Below are 17,526 nucleotides of genomic sequence, written 5' to 3' on the forward strand. Positions count from 1 at the left end.
CGTCACGCGTGGCTGCCGGCCGGTTCCGGCTCCTGCCGCGCCACCTGGTCGCGCCGGGGCAGCAGCAGCGGGGTGGCCAGGATGAGCAGTCCCGCGGCCGCCAGGGCGGTGCGCGGCCCGGTGGCGTCGGCGAGCAGTCCGCCGAGCGCGGTGAGGACGGCGATGGCCGTCTGCTGGCCGATCGACCAGGCCGACAGGGTGCGGGCGACGAGGTGCCCGGGGGTGCGTTCGAGGCGGTAGGTGGCGAGCACCGGGGTGTACAGGCTCATGTTGACGATGATCGCCAGCTCGACGGCGATCACGGTGACGAGGCCGACGATGCCGGGGCGGACGAAGGCCAGGCCGATCAGCCAGACGGCGCGCAGGGTGCCGACGGTCCGGAAGACCCGGTCCCGGCCGTACCGGGCCACGACCCGGCGGGCGAGCCGCGAGCCGACGAGTCCGCCGAGGCAGGGCGCGGCGAAGGCAAGGCCGTACTGCCAAGGCGCGAAGTCGAGTTGGCGGAGCAGGAGCACCGCGAGGACCGGCTCGGTGGCCATGATCAGGCCGGAGACGAGCACGTTGTTGAGGTAGAGGGCCCGCAGGCCGGGGTCTCCCAGGATGTGCCGCCAGCCGTCGAGCAGGGCGCCCGCCCGGAGCCGGTCGTCCCCGGCCGGCCGCGGCGTCTCCTCCCGGCCGCCGATCGCGGCGATGCCGAGCGCGGAGAGCAGGTAGCTGAGCGCGTCGGCCAGCACGGTGGTGACCGGCCCGAACAGACCGATCGCCGCCCCGCCCAGCGGTGGCCCGACCGCGATGGAGCTCCAGTTCGTCGACTCGAAGCGCGCGTTGGCCACCAGCAGGTCCTCCGGCCGGACGAGGGCCTTGAGGTGGGCACCGCTGGCCGCGCCGAACGCGATCTTGGCCGCGGCGACCACGATCGAGACCACGAGCAGCTGGCCGAAGCCGAGCCACCCGAAGGCGTAGGCGACCGGGATCGTCGCCATGGCTGCGAACCGGGTCAGGTCCGTCGCGATCATCACCGGCCGTTTTCGCCGGAACTCCACCCACGGCGCCAGCGGCACGGCGATCAGCGCGCCCACCGCGGGCCCCACCGCGGACAGCACGGACACCTCCGCCGGGCCGGCGTGCAGCACCAGCACGGCGATCATCGGCAGGGCCCCGAATCCCAGCCCCGACCCGTACGCGCTCACCGCGTACGCCGCCCACAGCCAGCCGAACTGCCGGCCCAGCCGCCTCCTGCCCAGCATGTGATTGCTCCCTCGACGTCCCAACCGAACAAAGCGAAGTTGACCGGTAAGAGCTAATCGGGCGGCACAATGGCAGGTCAAACAACCATCTCGCCCACCTCACACAACCAGTGGTTGTCCACTAGGGTGGGTCGGCGTGGACCTCGAAGCAGTGCGCACCTTCGCCGCAATCGCGGAAGCCGGCCAGTTCCAGAAGGCCGCCGTCGACCTCGCCGTCACCCAGCAGGCCGTCTCCAAACGCGTCGCCGCGCTGGAGCGCGACCTCGGCGTCCGGCTGTTCACCCGCACCCCGCGCGGAGCCGAGCTCACCATCGACGGGCAGGCCTTCCTGCCGCACGCGCGCGAACTGCTGCGCGTCGCGGAACGCGCGGTCGCCTCCGTGCGCGCCGGCCACCGCGCGCTGCGCGTCGACGTGATCAACTCACGCGGCGCGGTGTCCGGCCTGATGCGCGATTTCCACCGCGCGCACCCGGACGTCGACCTCGACGTGCTGATGCTGTTCGAGATCGAGACGGCCGTCGCCGCCATCCGGTCCGGCACGGTCGACGCGTCCTTCCGGGCCGTCGCCGCGCCCGGCCGGCCCCTGCCCGAGGACATCGCGTCCGTCCGGGTCCTCGACGAACCGCTCCAGCTCCTCACCGGCCCCGCCCACGCGCTGGCCGGCGCCAGGTCGGTGACCGTCGCCGACCTCGTCGGCCACCGGATCTGGATGCCCGGCATCGTCCCCGGCACCGAATGGGGCGCCTACTACGACGACCTCGTCGCCGCGTACGGCCTCACCATCGAGGCGACCGGCCCCAACTTCGGCTCCGACGCGCTCCTCGACACCATCGCCGACACCCCGGCCCTGGCCACCTTCATGAGCGAGCAGACCCGCCTGGTGTGGCCCGCCGGCCACGGCCTGCGCCGCATCCCGGTCACCGACCCGACCCCCGTCTACCCGCACTCCCTCCTGTGGCACCGCGACAACCCCCACCCCGCGCTGGCCACCCTCCGCGCCCACTTCGCCGCCACGGTCACCGGCCACGACGCCCCCGGCACGTGGAGGCCGGAGTGGGCGCTCCCGCGCTGACCGCCGGCGAGCCGCCCGCTCAGTCGACGCAGAACTCGTTGCCCTCGACGTCCTGCATCACGATGCACGAGTCGGTGCCGTCGTACAGCACCTCCACGCGCACCGCGCCGAACGCGAGCAGTCGCTCGGCCTCGGCTTCGAGCGTGGCGAGGCGTTCCTCGCCCACGAGCCCGGTGCCGACCCGCACGTCGAGGTGGACCCGGTTCTTGACGGTCTTGCCTTCGGGAACGCGCTGGAAGTACAGGCGCGGTCCCACCCCCGAGGGATCGCTGCACGCGCACCACGACCCCCGCTTCTCCGGCGGCTGGGAGAGGTCGTACTCCTCCCACGTGGCGAACTCCGTCGACGGCGGCGCCATGACGTACCCCAGTACCTCGCACCAGAAGCGGGCGACGCGCACGGGCTCCGCGCAATCGAACGTGACCTGGAACTTCCTGATCAGTGACATGTTCGCACCGTAGAGGGCGCATCTCCTCCGTGTCTCCCGCTTATCTCCCGTCGGCCGTGCGCGGATCGAGGTCTGACGCATCGTCAGATTCTCGACTCCCCTCCTGGGAACAGCCGTTGGGCCGAGCAGGCCCGCGGGCGGACAGAGCAGGCGGGACAGACAGCCGGGGGCCGGGTGGCACAGGGGCACGACGACGCGCGACGCGCGGTCGTGATCGGGACGTCCGAGGGCCCGTTCGCGGTGGGCAGCGGCGCGGCGGCACCCGGCGGTCCGACGCGGCCGCGTGAATCGGGGGAATTCCGACGGGTTCCGCCGGCATCCGCCGGTTTCCGATCGGTCGATTCGTGGACCCGCCGATTCGTGGTTCGGTCGATCAACCGATCCGTCGATCCGTCGATCCGTCAGGAATGCCGGAACGCCGCTTCCGCCGGAATTCCGGAGTGCGCGATACGGCGGCGCCGTGCCCGATTCCCGTTCCCTCCCCCCTCCGCCCCGGTGGTCCACGGGCCGCGGATCGCCGTCGGCGGACCGCCTTCCCCACCGCGGGACCAGCGGTTTCCGGTGAGCAATCAGGTCCCGGATCCGATCATTGTGCGCGAACACAGGCGGGTCGCGTCACGATCCAAGTTGATCTTCTGGGATGCTGTTCCTGTTCGCCGTTCACGACTTCGAGCGGCGGGCGTCCGCAGTACCGGGCAGTCCGCCCGGGAAGCCCACGGAGAGAACGGAACATCATGAAGCCATCCGTGCTTGTCGTGTCCACCGACCCCCAGGGGTCCGCCGTCGTCTGGGCGGAGAGAGTGGGCGACAACCTGCCCTTCGACTTCATGGCGGCGCACGACCATGCCGAACAGCTGATCAACCTCAAGAACACCGGCGCGAAGATCCACGTCATCGCCAACCAGAAGGGCGGCGTGGGCAAGACCACCACCACGGTCAACCTCGCGGCCTGCACGTTCGACGTCCTCGGCGAGAAGGACGAGTACGAGCACATCTTCATCGACACCCCGGGCACCCTCGCCGACGAGGAGATCCTGCGCCGGGCCCTGGAAATAGCAGATGACGTCCTGGTCCCGATGATCACCGAGCCGCTGTGCTTCGACCCGACGGCCCGGACCATCCAGAAGGTCATCGAACCGATGGACATCCCCTTCCGGATCGTCATCAACAACTGGGACCCCCGGGACGGCCGCGCCGACCTGGAGGACACCGAGGCGTACATCGCGGCGAAGGGCTGGCCCCGCGCCAAGACCGTCCTGCGCCGCTACAAGATCCACTCGCGGGCGGTCGCCGAAGGCACCGTCGTCACCCAGTACAAGGAGAGCGGCACCGCCTACCGGGCCCGTGAGGACTTCTTCCGCCTGTCCCTCGAACTCGGTTACGGGGGCCGCTGATGGCCGGCCGTCGCGTCTCGTTCGCGTCGATGGCCGCCGACCCGGTCGTCGACGCCCCGGGCGTGGACAGCGCCAACACCGGCGCCACCGCGACTGACACCCCGGCCCGGTGGGTCCCCACCGCCAACTGCCTCCCCAACCCGCGCAACCCCCGCGACGAACTCGGCGACCTCTCCGACCTGGCGAGCATCAAGGACCGCCAGCTCCAGAGCTGCCTCGCCGTCACCCCCGCCGCCTACCTCCGGCTGTGGCCCGAGGACCGGCAGACCCTCGACGCGGGACCGCAGGACGTCATCATCGTCAACGGCAACCGCCGCCGCGCCGCCGCCGCACTGTACGGGCGGGAGCAACTGCTCGTCGTCGTCGACGACACGGTCGCGGAGTCCAAGGCGACCCTGCTGCGGGCCGCGCTCGACGAGAACATGGCCCGCAAGGACTTCGACCCCATCGAAGAAGCCAACGCGGTCCTGCTCATCGTGGCGCAGTACCCCACCGCCAAGGAGGCAGCCGAGGCCGAGGGCTGGTCCCAGAGCTGGATCTCGCACCGCAAGAACCTGCTGAAGCTCCACCCGGAACTCCAGCGCCAGGTGCGGGCCAAGGCACGCGGCGACGAGGGCATCTCCATCAACGTCGCCCGCCGGCTCGGATCGGTGAAGGGCATCGACGAGATGTCCCTCGCCGAACAGACCGCGGAACTGGACCACCTGCTCCAGGCCGACGCCGACGCCGTCGCCGCGAAGCGGGCGGCCAGGCTGCAGGCGAAGGCCTCGGCCAAGGATCCGGTCAAGGCCGCTCCCGCCGCTGCCCCGGCCCCGGCCCCGGCCCCGGCCCCGGCCCCGGCCGCCAACGAGCCGGCTCCGGCTCCGGCTCCGCAGCCGGTGGTCACCCCCGCACCGGCCACCCAGCCGGCCGCGGAGGCGACGCCGTCCGTGACACCCCCGGCGGCGGAGCCGGTGGCGCCCGCGGCGCCCCGTCCGGCACCCGCCCCGCAGGCTCCGCGTGCGAGCGCGGAAGCCGCTGCGAGCACCGACCGATTTTCCGCGGAAAATTCCGAGCCGCTCGCGATGCCGGAACAGCGCGAGAAGCCGGCCGACACCACCTCCCAGGAGGGACTCGACGCCGTCGACTGGCACGACGTCGAGGAACTGGCGGACGCCATCTGCCGCACCCTCTCCGCCGACGAGGCCTACCGCCTCGCCGACGCCCTCGCCAACCGTCTGCTGACCACCAGCAGCTGAGGCACCGACGGTGCCCCGCCCCACCAGCCGGTGGGGCGGGGCACTTCTGCGTGTCGGGGCTGCCTCTTTCCGGGCTGCGCAGCGAGCACCGTGCCGGGCAGCCGGTCGCGGCGCGGGAGGCGGCCGCCGGGGTCCGCGACGAGGAAGGGGTCCACCGGTCCGTCGCCGACCTGGCCGGCGCGCCGAGCAGACCGGCGTGCCGAGCGGACCTCACCACCGGGCTGCCGCCCCGTACCTGATCGCCTCGGCCGGGAGGACCGCAGGCTGCCCCGACTCCCGAACGGCGCAATGCGGTAGGCACGGCAACCCGGTATGTGATGACTTTATGAAGGGCTCACCACCTTCCGTCCGGCAGTGGACGTTCGCGCCACCGTCCGGCCGCGGGATGCCCGGCGTCGGCCACGCACGCGCGTCGCGCCCGGTCATGGTGACGGCGCCACGGAGCTCGCCGCACCCGGAAGCGGCGTCACTCGACGTCCGCGAGACCGGTGTGCCGGTCAGGCGCGGCACATCAACCGTCCGGACCATCCTCTCGAAAGACGGACCATGCAGCCTCCCCATTCGCCCCGCCGGCCCTCCCTCGCGCGCCGCGCCGAACGGCCGCTGGCCGGGATGGGCGCGCTCGCCCTCGCCGCCGCCGGTGCCCTCGCCGGTCTCGCGCCCGGTGTCAGTTCCGCCTCCAGCCACCGTGAGGCGCCGCTGATCGCGGGTGATCCCCGCGCGGACAACACCGACGTGTACGCCTTCGTCAGTCCCGACAAGCCGGACACCGTCACACTGATCGCGAACTGGATCCCCTTCGAGGAGCCCAACGGCGGGCCGAACTTCTACGCGTTCGCGGACGACGCGCGCTACAACATCAAGATCGACGCCGATGGTGACGGCAAGGCCGACACCACCTACACCTGGACGTTCAGCAACCACTACCGCGACGACGCGAACCAGTTCCTCTACAACACGGGTGTCGTGAACAACCTGGACGACCAGACGCTGAACTTCCGCCAGACCTACACCCTCACGGAGACCCGTGCGGACGGGTCCACGAAGACCCTCCTCAAGGACGCGGTCGCTGCACCGTCGAACACGGGCCAGGCCTCGATGCCCGACTACGCGTCGCTGCGCAAGCAGGCGACGTTCGACCTGCCCGGCGGCGGGCAGACCTACGCCGGGCAGGCTGATGACCCGTTCTTCCTCGACCTGCGGGTCTTCGACCTGCTCTACGGCGGGAACCTCAAGGAGTCCGGGCACGACACCCTGAGCGGCTACAACGTCAACACCATCGCCATCCAGGTTCCCAAGAAGGACCTCGCGCTGAAGGGCGACCCGACCCGCAACCCCGTGATCGGCGTGTGGTCCACCACCGACCGCAGGGGCGCGACGGTCGTCGGCAGCGGTGACAAGGGCGGCGAGGGCACGAAGGACGACAAGGGCGGCGAGGGCTTCCGGCAGGTCTCCCGGCTCGGCAACCCGCTGGTCAACGAGGTCGTGGTCCCGATCAAGTACAAGGACGCCTTCAACGCGCTGAGCCCCGAGAAGGACGCCACCGTCACCCCGGTGGTCGACAAGGTCAAGGACCCGATCGTGCCGAAGCTCATCCAGAGCGTCTACGGCATCCCGGCGCCCGCCACCCCGCGCAACGACCTGGTGGAGATCTTCCTCACCGGGATCTCGAAGAACTCCGGCGGTCCCATCCAGGCCGACCTCAACTCCCAGCTCCTCAACGCCGACGTGAGCAAGGACGCGTTCCTGCCCAGCGAGGAACTGCGTCTCAACATGTCCGTCCCGCCGGCGGCGTCCCCCAACCGCCTCGGTGTCCTCGCCAAGGACCTGGCCGGTTTCCCCAACGGCCGCCGCCTCGCCGACGACGTCGTCGACATCGAACTCCAGGCCCTGGAGGGCGCGGCACAGACCGGAACGATCGTGCCCGCCCTGGCCGCCGGTGACGGCGTGAACGCCAACGACCACGCCTTCGGCACGGCTTTCCCCTACGTCGCGCTGCCGAACACCGCCGCCGTCAACCAGGCCACCTCCGGCAACCCCGGCGGCGGCGTCGCCGCCGGCCTCGGCGGCCTGTCCCTGGGCGGCTTCCCGATCGCCGGCGCCAGTGCGCTGGGCGGCGGGGTCCTGCTCACCGCGGCCGCCGTCTTCATGCTGCGCCGACGGCACAGCGCCCAGCGGTGACACCTCCGTTCAGCCGCGGCCGTCGACCCCTCCTCGCGAGGGGCCGACGGCCCGGGCACGCGCGCAGCCGTCTCAGCCGGAGCACCGCCGTGGCCACGCTGGCTCTCGGCCTCGCCCTGACCGGCGCCGGCACGGTGAGCCTCGCCACCGGATCGGGAAGCCCGGGACCGGCTGCGGTCCAGGACATCGGCGACATCCCCGGGCAGCCGTCCGACACGACGCGCCACGGCATCGCGGGCCCGGCACCCACGAGCCGTCAGATACCGCCGGTGCGGATACGGATACCCCGGATCGGGGTGGACAGCCCGCTCACCGACCTTCAGGTCCAGGGCGACGGACACCTCGGCACACCGGGCGACCCTGCGGTCGCCGGCTGGTGGAGCCAGGGGCCCGCCCCCGGGGACCCGGGTACCGCGGTGATCGTCGGCCATGTCGACTCCCTCACCGGACCGGCCGTGTTCAGCGACCTGTCCGCCCTACGCCCGGGCGACACCGTCGCCGTGGACGCGGCCGACGGCACCACCGGTCTCTTCACCGTCCAGGCCCTGCGCAGCTACGCCAAGGACGAGTTCCCCGACGACACGGTGTTCGGGTCCACTGCGGACCCGAGTCTGCGGCTCATCACCTGCGGGGGCGCCTACGACCGGGCCAGCCGGGAGTACCTCTCCAACCTGGTGGTCTTCGCCTCACCGGCCCGCACCGACACCCCGGCCGCCTGACCGAACAGCCGCACCGACCCGCTTCCACCTGGAGTCCGCCGTGAACCGACGCCGCCGTCTGCTGCCGGCCGCCGTAGCCACCGCCCTCGGCGTGGGGCTGTTCCTCGCCGGCGGCCTCGGGCCGGCCCCTCAGGGCGACGGCACCCGAGCCGCCTCCGAGCAGGCGGGCACCGGCCGGGACGCGACCGGCACCGGCCTGGACGCGGACATCCGGGGCCTGCAGGAGCACCTGAGGACGGTCCCCTCGGACGCCCTCGCCATGGCGTCCCTCGGCCTGGCCTACGTCCAGCAGGCCAAGATCACCGCTGACCCGTCCTACTACCCGAAGGCGGAAGCCGTCCTCACCCGGTCGCTGGAGACGGACCCGGCCGAGAACTTCACCGCCATGGCCGGCATGGCCGCCCTCGACGCCGCCCGGCACGACTTCACCGCGGCCCTCGACTGGTCGCAGCGGGCGATCACCGTGAACCCGGACAGCTCCACCCTCTACGGGACCCTCGCCGACGCCTACACCCAGCTCGGCCGGTACCCGGAGTCGTTCGACGCGGTGCAGCGCATGGTCGACCTCAAGCCGGGCACCCCGTCGCTGGCCCGTGCCTCCTACACGTGGGAGCTGCGCGGCGACCCGACGGCGGCCACCGCCGCCATGACGCGGGCACTCGACGACGCCAACACCCCTGCCGACCGAGCCTTCGCCCGCTACCACCTCAGCCAGCTCGCCCTCGACAACGGCGACCCGAAGACCGCGCTCACCCACGCCGACGCGGGCCTGCGCACCGCGCCCGGCACCGCCTCGCTCCTGGAGGCCAGGGCCAAGGCCGAAGCTGCCCTCGGTGACACCGCCTCCGCCGTCGCGGACCTCCGGCGGGCCGTCACGCTGGTCCCCCAGCCCGAGTACGTGCTCGAACTCGGCGAACTGCTCCAGTCCCTGGGCCGCACGGCCGAGGCGCAGCAGCAGTACCAGGTGTTCCGCGCCGAGCAGCGGCTGTTCACCGACAACGGCGTCGCCCTCGACACCGACGCGGCGCTGTTCGAGGCCGACCACGGCGACCCCGCCGAAGCCCTCGCCATCGCCGAACACGGCCTGACCACAAGGCCGTTCCTGGAGATGCACGACGCCTACGCCTGGGCGCTGCACGCCGGCGGCCGCGACCAGGAGGCGCTGGCGCAGTCCGACGAGGCCCTGGCCCTGGGGATGCGCAACGCCCTCTTCCACTACCACCGTGCCGTGATCCTGCAGGGGCTCGGGCAGCTCGGCCGGGCGCGCGCCGAGCTGGAGACCGCGCTGGCGATCAACCCGGCGTTCCACCCGTTGCACGCCCCGGCCGCCCGCGCCGCGTTGACCGAACTCGGGGCCGCGGGCTGAGGGACGGGCGCGTCGTCTCCTACTTCGGCTGCGCCACGCGGCTCGGGTCGCCGCCGAGGCCGGCGTACAGGTCGGTCCAGCGGCGGTCGGTGTCGCTCGGCGGCTTGCCGTCGCAGTACCTCTTGGTCCCGTTGGCCGTGTAGAAGCGCATCATCTCCAGCACCGCTCGCGGATCGGACTTCTCCCCGCCGGTGTAGTCGGTGCCCGGCTCCTGGCTCTGGTGCAGGATGCAGGACGGGGACGGCGTGCCGGGCTGGGCGTCGAAGCTGCCGCCCGGCTCGTCGCCGCAGGCCGCCAGCAGCGGAGCGGTGAGGAGGACCAGGCACAGCAGGTGCGCGCGGCGGGTGGTCATGGTGATCGGCCTCCGGTGGGGCTGGTGTTCACAGGGTCGAGGGGAGGCTTCGGACGACCAGTCCCAGCCCCACGATCAGGATCAGCAGGGCGGTCAGCAGGGCGCTGTAGGGGGCGATTCGACGTAGTCGGCCGACGACGGGGCCTTCCGCCGTGCCCGCGAGCCGGTCGCCGAGGCGGACCAGGAGCAGGCCGACGGCGGTGAGGGTGGCCGCCATGCCCAGGCCGTAGGCGACCACCAGGGCCGCGCCGAAGAGGGTCCGGCCGAGGGCGACGGCGCCCAGCAGGACCACCAGGGCCGAGGGGCTGGGGACCAGGCCGCCGGCAATCCCGAGGCCGATGAGGCGGCGGCGGCCGGGGGCCGCGGAGTCGTGGTGGTGATGGTGGCCGCCTCCGAACAAGCCGTGCCGGTGACCGTGGTGCCCGTGGTGGTGTTCGTGCCGATGAGGGTGCGGGTGGTCGGGGTGGGTGTGGTCGTGTGCGTGGTCGTGGGAGTGCGGATGGTCGTGGGAGTGCGGATGGTCGTGGTGACCGTTCGGTGCGGGTACCGCGGACACGTGCGCGAGTTCCCTGAGGGGTTCGCTGCCCGGGCCCCCGTGGGAGTGCGGGAGGTGCTCGTGCGCTCGGGCACTTCGGGCGCGCCGGACCGCGTCCCGCAGCAGGCCGGCGCCGACGACGGCGACCAGGGCGCCGCTGAGGACGCCCAGCCAGCCGAGCAGGACGTCGCCGGCCAGCGAGGAGAACGCCGTCAGGCACAGGCCGACGACGAGGACGCCGGCGGTGTGGGTGACGGTGACGGTGGCACCGACGGTGACGGCATCGCGGGTGCTGCCGCGACGGCCCGCGAGGTAGGCCGCCATCACGGTCTTGCCGTGTCCGGGCAGCAGCGCGTGTCCGGCGCCCAACACGATCGACAGGAGGACGGCCAGCAGGCCGAGGGGGACGGTGAGCCGCCGGGTGGCGCCGAGTTCGGTGAGGCGGGCGTCGAGGCCGGCGAGCCAGGCCGTGGGCCCGGAGCCGTCCGCCGTCACGCTCGCCTCGCGGGCGGGTGCCGCGTCGTCGCCGGGACGGGCGTGGAACTGGGCGCGGGTGACGCCACTGGGGCTGTCGAGCAGGCCGCGGGGGTAGTCCCGCAGTTCCTTGGAGACCGACTGGGCCGGAACGTCGGTGCGATCGAGCGTGGTCCCGTCGCCGCGGGCGGTGATCTCGTTCCATCCGACCCGGCTCGGGTCGCTCCCGCTGGTGACCCGCACCGTGGTGCCGTCGGCCGGGAGGTGCAGGTCGGCCCGGAGGACGCACTCCAGGCGGCTGGTGCGCAGGCCCGCCGATCCGTCCTCGTACCGGAACCGCGCGGAGTCCGTTCGCCAGGTCAGGGCCGCGGCCGCCCGGTCGGTCGTCACCTGGAGGCCTTGTGCGGTCCGGGCGCACTGCTCGGTGGCCCAGGCGGTGCGTTCGGCGTCGTCGACGGTGCCGTCGCCGTTGCGGTCGATCCTCGGCTGTTCCTGGAGGGTCGGGATCTCGGCGGCGTCGGTGACGGCGAGGACCTCCAGGCTGTCGGGGTGGACGATGAAGCCGAGGTAGTGGTTGAGGGAGAAGTTCCCCAGTGGATGGGCGTCGGCGGCGGCTACGGCGACGCCGAGCAGGAACAGCGTGCCCGACACGGCCACACCTGCCCGGGCGAGGAATCGGGGAACCGCCACGCTGGGCCTCCGGGGACGGGGCCGGCCGCCGCGGCGAAGCCCGGCCCGGCAGGAAGGGGATGCGGGCGCGATTGCCCGACGCACACCATCCGGGCCCGGGGGTGGCTCGGGATTGGCACCACTCCGGCCCGGGCGACGGCATCACTCCGCCGGGGCATCACCTCCGGACACCCGTTCCCACGCATCGAACGGATGGCCGCAGCCCGGCGGACCTGCGGCAAGGCGCCGGTGTGCACCTCCTCGCACCCCCGGCGCGCCCCGTGACAGGACTCCTTGTTGCCTCCATAGTGCTCCTACGAGCTCAGCGCACCGACTGCAGTGCAGCAGATGCAGATGCAGATGCAGGAAGGACACTCATGGCCTCCTCATCCGTCTCCCCCTCCCAGGACCCGCCGAGATCCCTCCGCTCGGCCGCCGTGGCGTCGATCACCCGTCAGGAGTGGCGGCGTCTGGCCGGGATGGGGGCCTTCGTCGTCGCGCTGCACGTGATCGGCTGGGTCACGCTGGTCGCCGTCGTCGCGCCCGAGCACCACACCGTCGGGGAGAAGAGCTTCGGTGTCGGAATCGGCGTCACCGCCTACACCCTCGGCATGCGGCACGCCTTCGACGCCGACCACATCGCCGCGATCGACAACACCACCCGCAAGCTCATGGAGCAGCACAAGCGGCCGCTCTCCGTCGGATTCTGGTTCTCCCTCGGGCACTCGTCCATCGTGTTCGCCCTCGCCGTCCTGCTCTCCTTCGGCGTGAAGTCGCTCGCCGGCCCCCTCCAGGACGACGGTTCCGGCCTCCACCGGGTCACCGGCCTGATCGGCACGGCGGTGTCCGGCTCGTTCCTGTACCTGATCGCGATCGTCAACCTCGTCGTCCTGGTCGGCATCTGGAAGGTGTTCCGGCAGATGCGCTCCGGGCACCTGGACGAGAGCGCGCTGGAGGAGCAGCTGGACAGACGAGGCCTGCTGAACCGGGTGCTGGGCCGGGTGACCCGGTCGGTCGGCAAGCCGTGGCAGATGTACCCGCTGGGCATGCTCTTCGGCCTCGGGTTCGACACCGCGACCGAGATCGCCCTGCTGGTGCTGGCCGGTTCCGGGGCCGCGTCGGGTCTGCCGTGGTACGCGATCCTGTGCCTGCCGGTGCTGTTCGCCGCCGGGATGTGCCTGTTGGACACCATCGACGGGTCGTTCATGAACTTCGCCTACGGCTGGGCGTTCTCCAAGCCGGTCCGCAAGATCTACTACAACCTGACCATCACTGGGCTGTCGGTCGCCGTCGCGCTCATCATCGGCACAGTCGAACTGCTGGGCCTGCTCGCCGACAAGCTCGACCTGCACGGTGCCTTCTGGGACTGGGTGTCCGGGCTGGACCTCAACACGGTCGGCTTCGTGATCGTCGGCCTGTTCTTCGCCACCTGGGTGATCGCGCTCGCGGTGTGGAGGTTCGCCCGGATCGAGCAGAAATGGGGCGTGCCGGCCCCGGTCGCCGCGCCCCTGGCCGCTACGAACGAAGGCTGAGGCCGCGTCAGGGACGTCGACGCGGACGAAAAACGAGTGGTGTGCACCCGGGCGGGTGACGTCGCTGGCCCATGGGAGTGAGGCGACCCAACCACGCCCGCACCGCTCGCGAAGCCGTGACGGGATCCGGTCCACAGTGCCGAGTGCGGCTGCCCAGCCGGATCCCCGCTCCGCCGCCCCCGGCCCGGAGCGGAACACCCGCCCGTCACGGAAGCGAGAACCCCACCCGCATGAACGTCACGCGCCGACCTGCCCGCAGAAGCCCGACCGCCCGTACCGCCGCGATCCTCACCAGCATGAGCCTCGCGCTCGCCGGCACCGCGATCCTCGGATCCGGCGCCGGTACCGGCAACGCCTCCAGCCACCGCGAGGCGCCGCTGATCGCGGCCGACCCGCAGGTCGACAACACCGACGTCTACGCCTTCACCAGCCCCGACAACCAGGACACCGTCACCCTGGTCGCCAACTGGCTGCCGTTCCAGGAGCCCAACGGCGGCCCCAACTTCTACCCCTGGGCCGACGGCGCGCACTACGACATCAACATCGACTCCCAGGGCACCGGCAAGCCCGACCTCACCTACCGCTGGACCTTCCACACCGAGGACCGGCGCGGCACCAACACCTTCCTCTACAACAACGGCGTCGTGAAGAACCTCACCGACCCCACCCTGCTGTTCCGCCAGTACTACACGCTCCAGGAACTGCGCCCCGGCTGCGACCCGGTCACCCTGGTCGAGCACGGCACCGCCGCCCCGTCCGACACCGGCCGCGCCTCCATGCCCGACTACGCCGGGCTGCGCCGGCAGGCCACCGTGCAACTGCCGGGTGGAGGACAGACCGTGGCCACCCAGGCCGCCGACCCGTTCTTCCTCGACCTGCGGGTCTTCGACCTGCTCTACGGCGGCAACCTCTCCGAGGTCGGCCAGAACACCCTCGCCGGGTACAACGTCAACTCCCTGTCCATCCAGGTACCCAAGAGCCGCCTCGCCTACAAGGGCGACGCGACCCGCAACCCCGTCATCGGTGTCTGGTCCAGCACCGAGAAGCAGACCCTGAAGCTCAGCCCCGGCAAGGCCGAGCCGGCCGGCAAGTTCGTCCAGGTCTCCCGCCTCGGCAACCCGCTCGTCAACGAGGTCGTCCTGCCCGCCGGCCTCAAGGACGCCTTCAACTCCCTCCCGCCGTCCGAGGACCACAACCAGCCCGCCGTGGTCGACAAGGTCCTGAACCCCGAGTTGCCGCAGCTGATCCAGGCGATCTACGGCCTCCCGGCCCCGGCCACCCCGCGCACCGACCTCCAGGAGATCTTCCTCACCGGCATCGCCAAGGCCACCGGCGGCCCCTTCCAGGTGGACCTGAACTCGCAGCTGATGAACCGGGACATCGACCCGAAGAAGTTCGTCCCCGCCGAGGAACTCCGCCTCAACATGTCCACCCCGGTCACCCCGAACCCCGACCGGCTCGGCGTCCTCGACGGTGATCTCCAGGGCTTCCCCAACGGCCGCCGCCTCACCGACGACGTCGTCGACATCGCCCTCCAGGTGATGGAGGGCGCCACCCCGGGCCACCTCATCCCCGCGCTCGCCGCCGGCGACAAGGTCAACACCGCCGACAAGCCGTTCGGCACCACCTTCCCCTACCTCGCGCTGCCGTACGACAAGGCCGTCAACCAGCCCAACTGACCTTCCCCGCCGGGTGGGTGGCCGACGGCACCGCCGCCGGCCACCCACCCGGCCCGCACCCACCGCACCGCACCGCACCGCACCGCACCCACACATCGCACCGCACCGCCGAAGGACCCCCATGCGCCGCCTGCCCCTGCTGCTCACCACCATCGCGCTGTGCGGCGGCCTGGCCGCGATCGGGGCACTCGACCGCACCGGACCCGGCGTCCACCGCCTCTCGGCGGACACCGCCCCGCCCCCGGGCAGCCGGTCCGGCCCCGACGGCTCGCTGACGCGCACGATCACCGCAGACCAGGAGCGGCTGCGGCAGGTGCCCGAGGACGCGGCGCTGTGGGCACGCCTGGGCGCCGAGTACGTCGAACAGGCCCGCCTCACCGCCGACCCGTCGTACTACCCCAAGGCGGACGAGGCCCTGCACCGCTCCCTCGCCCTGGCACCGCGGGCGAACGCCGACGCCCTCACCGGCCTCGGCGCCCTCGCCAACGCCCGCCACCTCTTCGACCAGGCCCGCGACTTCGCCGAACAGGCCGTCGCCGCCTCGCCGGCCCACTGGCCCGCCTACGCCGTGCTCACCGACGCCCGCACCCAGCTCGGCGACGACGCGGGCGCCACCGAGGCCGTCCAGCAACTCCTGGACCGCCGCCCCGGCACCGCCTCCTTCACCCGTGCCGCCTACGACCTCGAACAGCACGGCCGCACCGACGACGCCCGCGCCGCGCTCCGGCAGGCCCTCGACGGCGCCTACGACCCCGCCGACAAGGCCTTCTGCCAGTACCAGATCGCCGAACTCGACCGGAACTCCGGCCGCACCCAGGACGCCCTCACCGGCTACCAGCAGGCCCTGCGCACCGACCCCGGCTACACCCCCGCCCTCGCCGGCCGGGCCCGCGCCGAAGCCGCCCTCGGCCGGAGCGACGACGCCGTGCGCGACTACACCACCGCCATCGCCCGCGTCCCGCTCCCCCAGTACCTGCTCGAACTCGGCGAGTTCCACGAATCCCTCGGCCACCCCGAGCAGGCCCGCGACCAGTACCGGCTGCTGACCGCCGAACAGCAGCTCGCGGCCGCCAACGGCGTGGTCGACGACCTCACCCTCGGCCAGTACCAGGCCGACCACGGCAACCCGGCCGAAGCCGTCCGCCTGCTGCGCGCCGAATGGGCCCGCCGGCAGAACGCCCTCGTCGCCGACGCCCTCGCCTGGGCCCTGCACCGGACCGGCGCGGACTCCGAAGCCCTCGCCCTCGCCCGGCAGGCCCAGGCCCACGGCTGGCACAACGCCCTCTTCCGCTACCACCTCGGCGAGATCGAACGCGCCCTCGGCCACACCGACGACGCCCGCACCCACCTCACCGAAGCCCTCACCACCGACCCCGCCTTCAACCCGCTCCAGGCCCCGCTCGCCCGCGCCACGCTCACCGCCATCGGCTGACGACAGCCGGGGAATCCGCCCCGTGCGGACGGCACGGTCACGACCCCGGGCGGCGCTCGCGTCTTACCGATCCGTGACACCGCCCGGTGTCGAGGGCCCGCGGCTCCGATCGGCCGCTAGCGTCGGCGGCATGAGAATCCTGGTCACCGGCGGTGCCGGTTTCATCGGCGTGTCCGTGGTACGTGCCCTGGTCGCGGCCGGGCACGAGGTGCGGGTCCTGGACGCCCTGCTGCCCGCGGTCCATCCGGCCGGGAAGGCACCCGCGCTGCCCCCGGGTGCCGACTTCCTCCACGGGGACGTCCGGGACGCGGCGGCTGTCGAGGAGGCGCTCGCCGGGGTGGACGCGGTCTGCCACCAGGCGGCGATGGTCGGCCTGGGACTGGACCTGGACGACGCGCCGCAGTACGTCGGCTGCAACGACCTCGGCACCGCGGTACTGCTGGCCGCGATGGCGCGGACCGGCGTCCGACGGCTGGTCCTGGCCGGGTCCATGGTGGTCTACGGAGAAGGGCGCTACCGGTGCGCGCAGCACGGCGAGGTGGCACCGGGCCCGAGGCGGCCCGCCGATCTCGACGCCGGACGGTTCGAGCCGCCCTGCCCGGTCTGCCGTGCTCCCCTGCATCCGGGCCTGGTCGCCGAGAGCGCACCCGTCGACCCGCGCAACGTCTACGCGGTGACCAAGCTCGCCCAGGAACACCTGGCCGCAGCCTGGGCACGGGCCTGCGGCGGAACCGTACTGACGCTGCGCTACCACAACGTGTACGGCCCCGGCATGCCGCGCGACACCCCGTACGCGGGGGTGGCATCGCTGTTCCGGTCGGCCCTCGCCCGGGGCGAGGCGCCCCGGGTCTTCGAGGACGGTGGCCAGCGCCGGGACTTCGTCCACGTCGAGGACGTCGCCGCCGCCAACCTCGCGGCCCTGGCGGCCGTGGGCGACCGGCCGCCGGGCAGCGCCCGGGCGTACAACGTGGGCAGCGGCGAGGTACGCACCGTCGGCGGGATGGCGGCCGCGCTGGCCACGGCGTACGGCGGCCCGGCACCGGTGGTGACCGGCGAGTACCGGCTCGGCGACGTGCGACACGTCACCGCCGACTCGACCCGGCTGCGCGCCGAGCTGGGCTGGCTGCCGTGCGTGCCGTTCGACCGCGGCATGGTGGAGTTCGCCGCCGCACCGCTGCGGGTCTGAGC

Annotated in this window: 14 protein-coding genes; 10 read left to right on the top strand and 4 right to left on the bottom strand. The window is 72.5% G+C overall.

Annotated features, from left to right (window positions below):
• Nucleotides 1-2: 2 nt before the first annotated feature.
• Complete coding sequence (locus tag AB0D10_RS16280) at nucleotides 3-1,247, bottom strand: MFS transporter (protein ID WP_360256313.1); 1,245 nt, start codon at nucleotides 1,245-1,247, stop codon at nucleotides 3-5.
• A gap of 136 nt (nucleotides 1,248-1,383) precedes the next feature.
• Between AB0D10_RS16280 and AB0D10_RS16285 the strand changes: the two genes are divergently transcribed.
• Nucleotides 1,384-2,319, top strand: a complete 936-nt coding sequence (locus AB0D10_RS16285; RefSeq protein WP_360256315.1) for a LysR family transcriptional regulator — start codon at nucleotides 1,384-1,386, stop codon at nucleotides 2,317-2,319.
• Nucleotides 2,320-2,338: 19 nt separating this feature from the next.
• Here the strand turns inward: AB0D10_RS16285 and AB0D10_RS16290 are convergent, their stop codons facing one another.
• The gene (locus tag AB0D10_RS16290; RefSeq protein ID WP_360256317.1) at nucleotides 2,339-2,767 is read right to left on the bottom strand and encodes a VOC family protein; all 429 of its coding nucleotides are present in this window, start codon (nucleotides 2,765-2,767) and stop codon (nucleotides 2,339-2,341) included.
• Between the two features lie 755 nt (nucleotides 2,768-3,522).
• Here AB0D10_RS16290 and AB0D10_RS16295 point away from each other — a divergent pair.
• From AB0D10_RS16295 to AB0D10_RS16315, 5 genes are all read left to right on the top strand, one after another.
• Nucleotides 3,523-4,161: a ParA family protein gene (locus AB0D10_RS16295; protein ID WP_360256319.1), complete on the top strand. Its 639-nt coding sequence runs from the start codon at nucleotides 3,523-3,525 to the stop codon at nucleotides 4,159-4,161.
• Complete coding sequence (locus AB0D10_RS16300) at nucleotides 4,161-5,399, top strand: ParB N-terminal domain-containing protein (protein WP_360256321.1); 1,239 nt, start codon at nucleotides 4,161-4,163, stop codon at nucleotides 5,397-5,399. The genes AB0D10_RS16295 and AB0D10_RS16300 overlap by 1 nt, the downstream gene beginning before the upstream one ends.
• A 546-nt stretch (nucleotides 5,400-5,945) precedes the next feature.
• Nucleotides 5,946-7,580, top strand: a complete 1,635-nt coding sequence (locus AB0D10_RS16305; RefSeq protein WP_360256324.1) for a DUF4331 domain-containing protein — start codon at nucleotides 5,946-5,948, stop codon at nucleotides 7,578-7,580.
• Nucleotides 7,581-7,669: 89 nt separating this feature from the next.
• The gene (locus AB0D10_RS16310) at nucleotides 7,670-8,299 is read left to right on the top strand and encodes a class F sortase (protein WP_360256326.1); all 630 of its coding nucleotides are present in this window, start codon (nucleotides 7,670-7,672) and stop codon (nucleotides 8,297-8,299) included.
• A 40-nt stretch (nucleotides 8,300-8,339) separates the two neighbouring features.
• The gene (locus AB0D10_RS16315; RefSeq protein ID WP_360256328.1) at nucleotides 8,340-9,665 is read left to right on the top strand and encodes a tetratricopeptide repeat protein; all 1,326 of its coding nucleotides are present in this window, start codon (nucleotides 8,340-8,342) and stop codon (nucleotides 9,663-9,665) included.
• Between the two features lie 19 nt (nucleotides 9,666-9,684).
• Here AB0D10_RS16315 and AB0D10_RS16320 read toward each other — a convergent pair whose 3' ends face one another.
• Nucleotides 9,685-10,017, bottom strand: a complete 333-nt coding sequence (locus AB0D10_RS16320; protein ID WP_360256330.1) for a hypothetical protein — start codon at nucleotides 10,015-10,017, stop codon at nucleotides 9,685-9,687.
• A gap of 28 nt (nucleotides 10,018-10,045) precedes the next feature.
• Nucleotides 10,046-11,716: a high frequency lysogenization protein HflD gene (locus AB0D10_RS16325; protein WP_360256332.1), complete on the bottom strand. Its 1,671-nt coding sequence runs from the start codon at nucleotides 11,714-11,716 to the stop codon at nucleotides 10,046-10,048.
• Nucleotides 11,717-12,072: 356 nt separating this feature from the next.
• Here AB0D10_RS16325 and AB0D10_RS16330 point away from each other — a divergent pair, with 356 nt between their 5' ends.
• From AB0D10_RS16330 to AB0D10_RS16345, 4 genes are all read left to right on the top strand, one after another.
• The gene (locus tag AB0D10_RS16330; protein WP_360256335.1) at nucleotides 12,073-13,227 is read left to right on the top strand and encodes a HoxN/HupN/NixA family nickel/cobalt transporter; all 1,155 of its coding nucleotides are present in this window, start codon (nucleotides 12,073-12,075) and stop codon (nucleotides 13,225-13,227) included.
• Between the two features lie 296 nt (nucleotides 13,228-13,523).
• Nucleotides 13,524-14,906 (top strand): DUF4331 domain-containing protein, encoded by a 1,383-nt coding sequence (locus AB0D10_RS16335; RefSeq protein WP_360256338.1) that lies wholly within the window; start codon nucleotides 13,524-13,526, stop codon nucleotides 14,904-14,906.
• A 121-nt stretch (nucleotides 14,907-15,027) separates the two neighbouring features.
• Nucleotides 15,028-16,338 carry a tetratricopeptide repeat protein gene (locus AB0D10_RS16340; RefSeq protein WP_360256340.1) on the top strand — a complete coding sequence of 437 codons (1,311 nt, stop codon included), beginning with the start codon at nucleotides 15,028-15,030 and terminating at the stop codon, nucleotides 16,336-16,338.
• A gap of 130 nt (nucleotides 16,339-16,468) precedes the next feature.
• On the top strand, nucleotides 16,469-17,524 hold the full coding sequence (locus tag AB0D10_RS16345) for an NAD-dependent epimerase/dehydratase family protein (protein WP_360256342.1): 1,056 nt from the start codon (nucleotides 16,469-16,471) through the stop codon (nucleotides 17,522-17,524).
• Nucleotides 17,525-17,526: the final 2 nt, after the last annotated feature.

Source organism: Kitasatospora sp. NPDC048545, from assembly GCF_040651155.1.
GTDB lineage: Bacteria > Actinomycetota > Actinomycetes > Streptomycetales > Streptomycetaceae > Kitasatospora.

What these genes read in the sequence shown, in the direction of transcription:
- AB0D10_RS16280 (WP_360256313.1), bottom strand. Translation starts at nt 1,247, where the DNA reads ATGCTGGGCAGGAGGCGGCTGGGCCGGCAGTTCGGCTGGCTGTGGGCG.
- AB0D10_RS16290 (WP_360256317.1), bottom strand. Translation starts at nt 2,767, where the DNA reads ATGTCACTGATCAGGAAGTTCCAGGTCACGTTCGATTGCGCGGAGCCC.
- AB0D10_RS16300 (WP_360256321.1), top strand. Translation starts at nt 4,161, where the DNA reads ATGGCCGGCCGTCGCGTCTCGTTCGCGTCGATGGCCGCCGACCCGGTC.
- AB0D10_RS16305 (WP_360256324.1), top strand. Translation starts at nt 5,946, where the DNA reads ATGCAGCCTCCCCATTCGCCCCGCCGGCCCTCCCTCGCGCGCCGCGCC.
- AB0D10_RS16320 (WP_360256330.1), bottom strand. Translation starts at nt 10,017, where the DNA reads ATGACCACCCGCCGCGCGCACCTGCTGTGCCTGGTCCTCCTCACCGCT.
- AB0D10_RS16330 (WP_360256335.1), top strand. Translation starts at nt 12,073, where the DNA reads ATGGCCTCCTCATCCGTCTCCCCCTCCCAGGACCCGCCGAGATCCCTC.
- AB0D10_RS16335 (WP_360256338.1), top strand. Translation starts at nt 13,524, where the DNA reads ATGAGCCTCGCGCTCGCCGGCACCGCGATCCTCGGATCCGGCGCCGGT.
- AB0D10_RS16340 (WP_360256340.1), top strand. Translation starts at nt 15,028, where the DNA reads ATGCGCCGCCTGCCCCTGCTGCTCACCACCATCGCGCTGTGCGGCGGC.
- AB0D10_RS16345 (WP_360256342.1), top strand. Translation starts at nt 16,469, where the DNA reads ATGAGAATCCTGGTCACCGGCGGTGCCGGTTTCATCGGCGTGTCCGTG.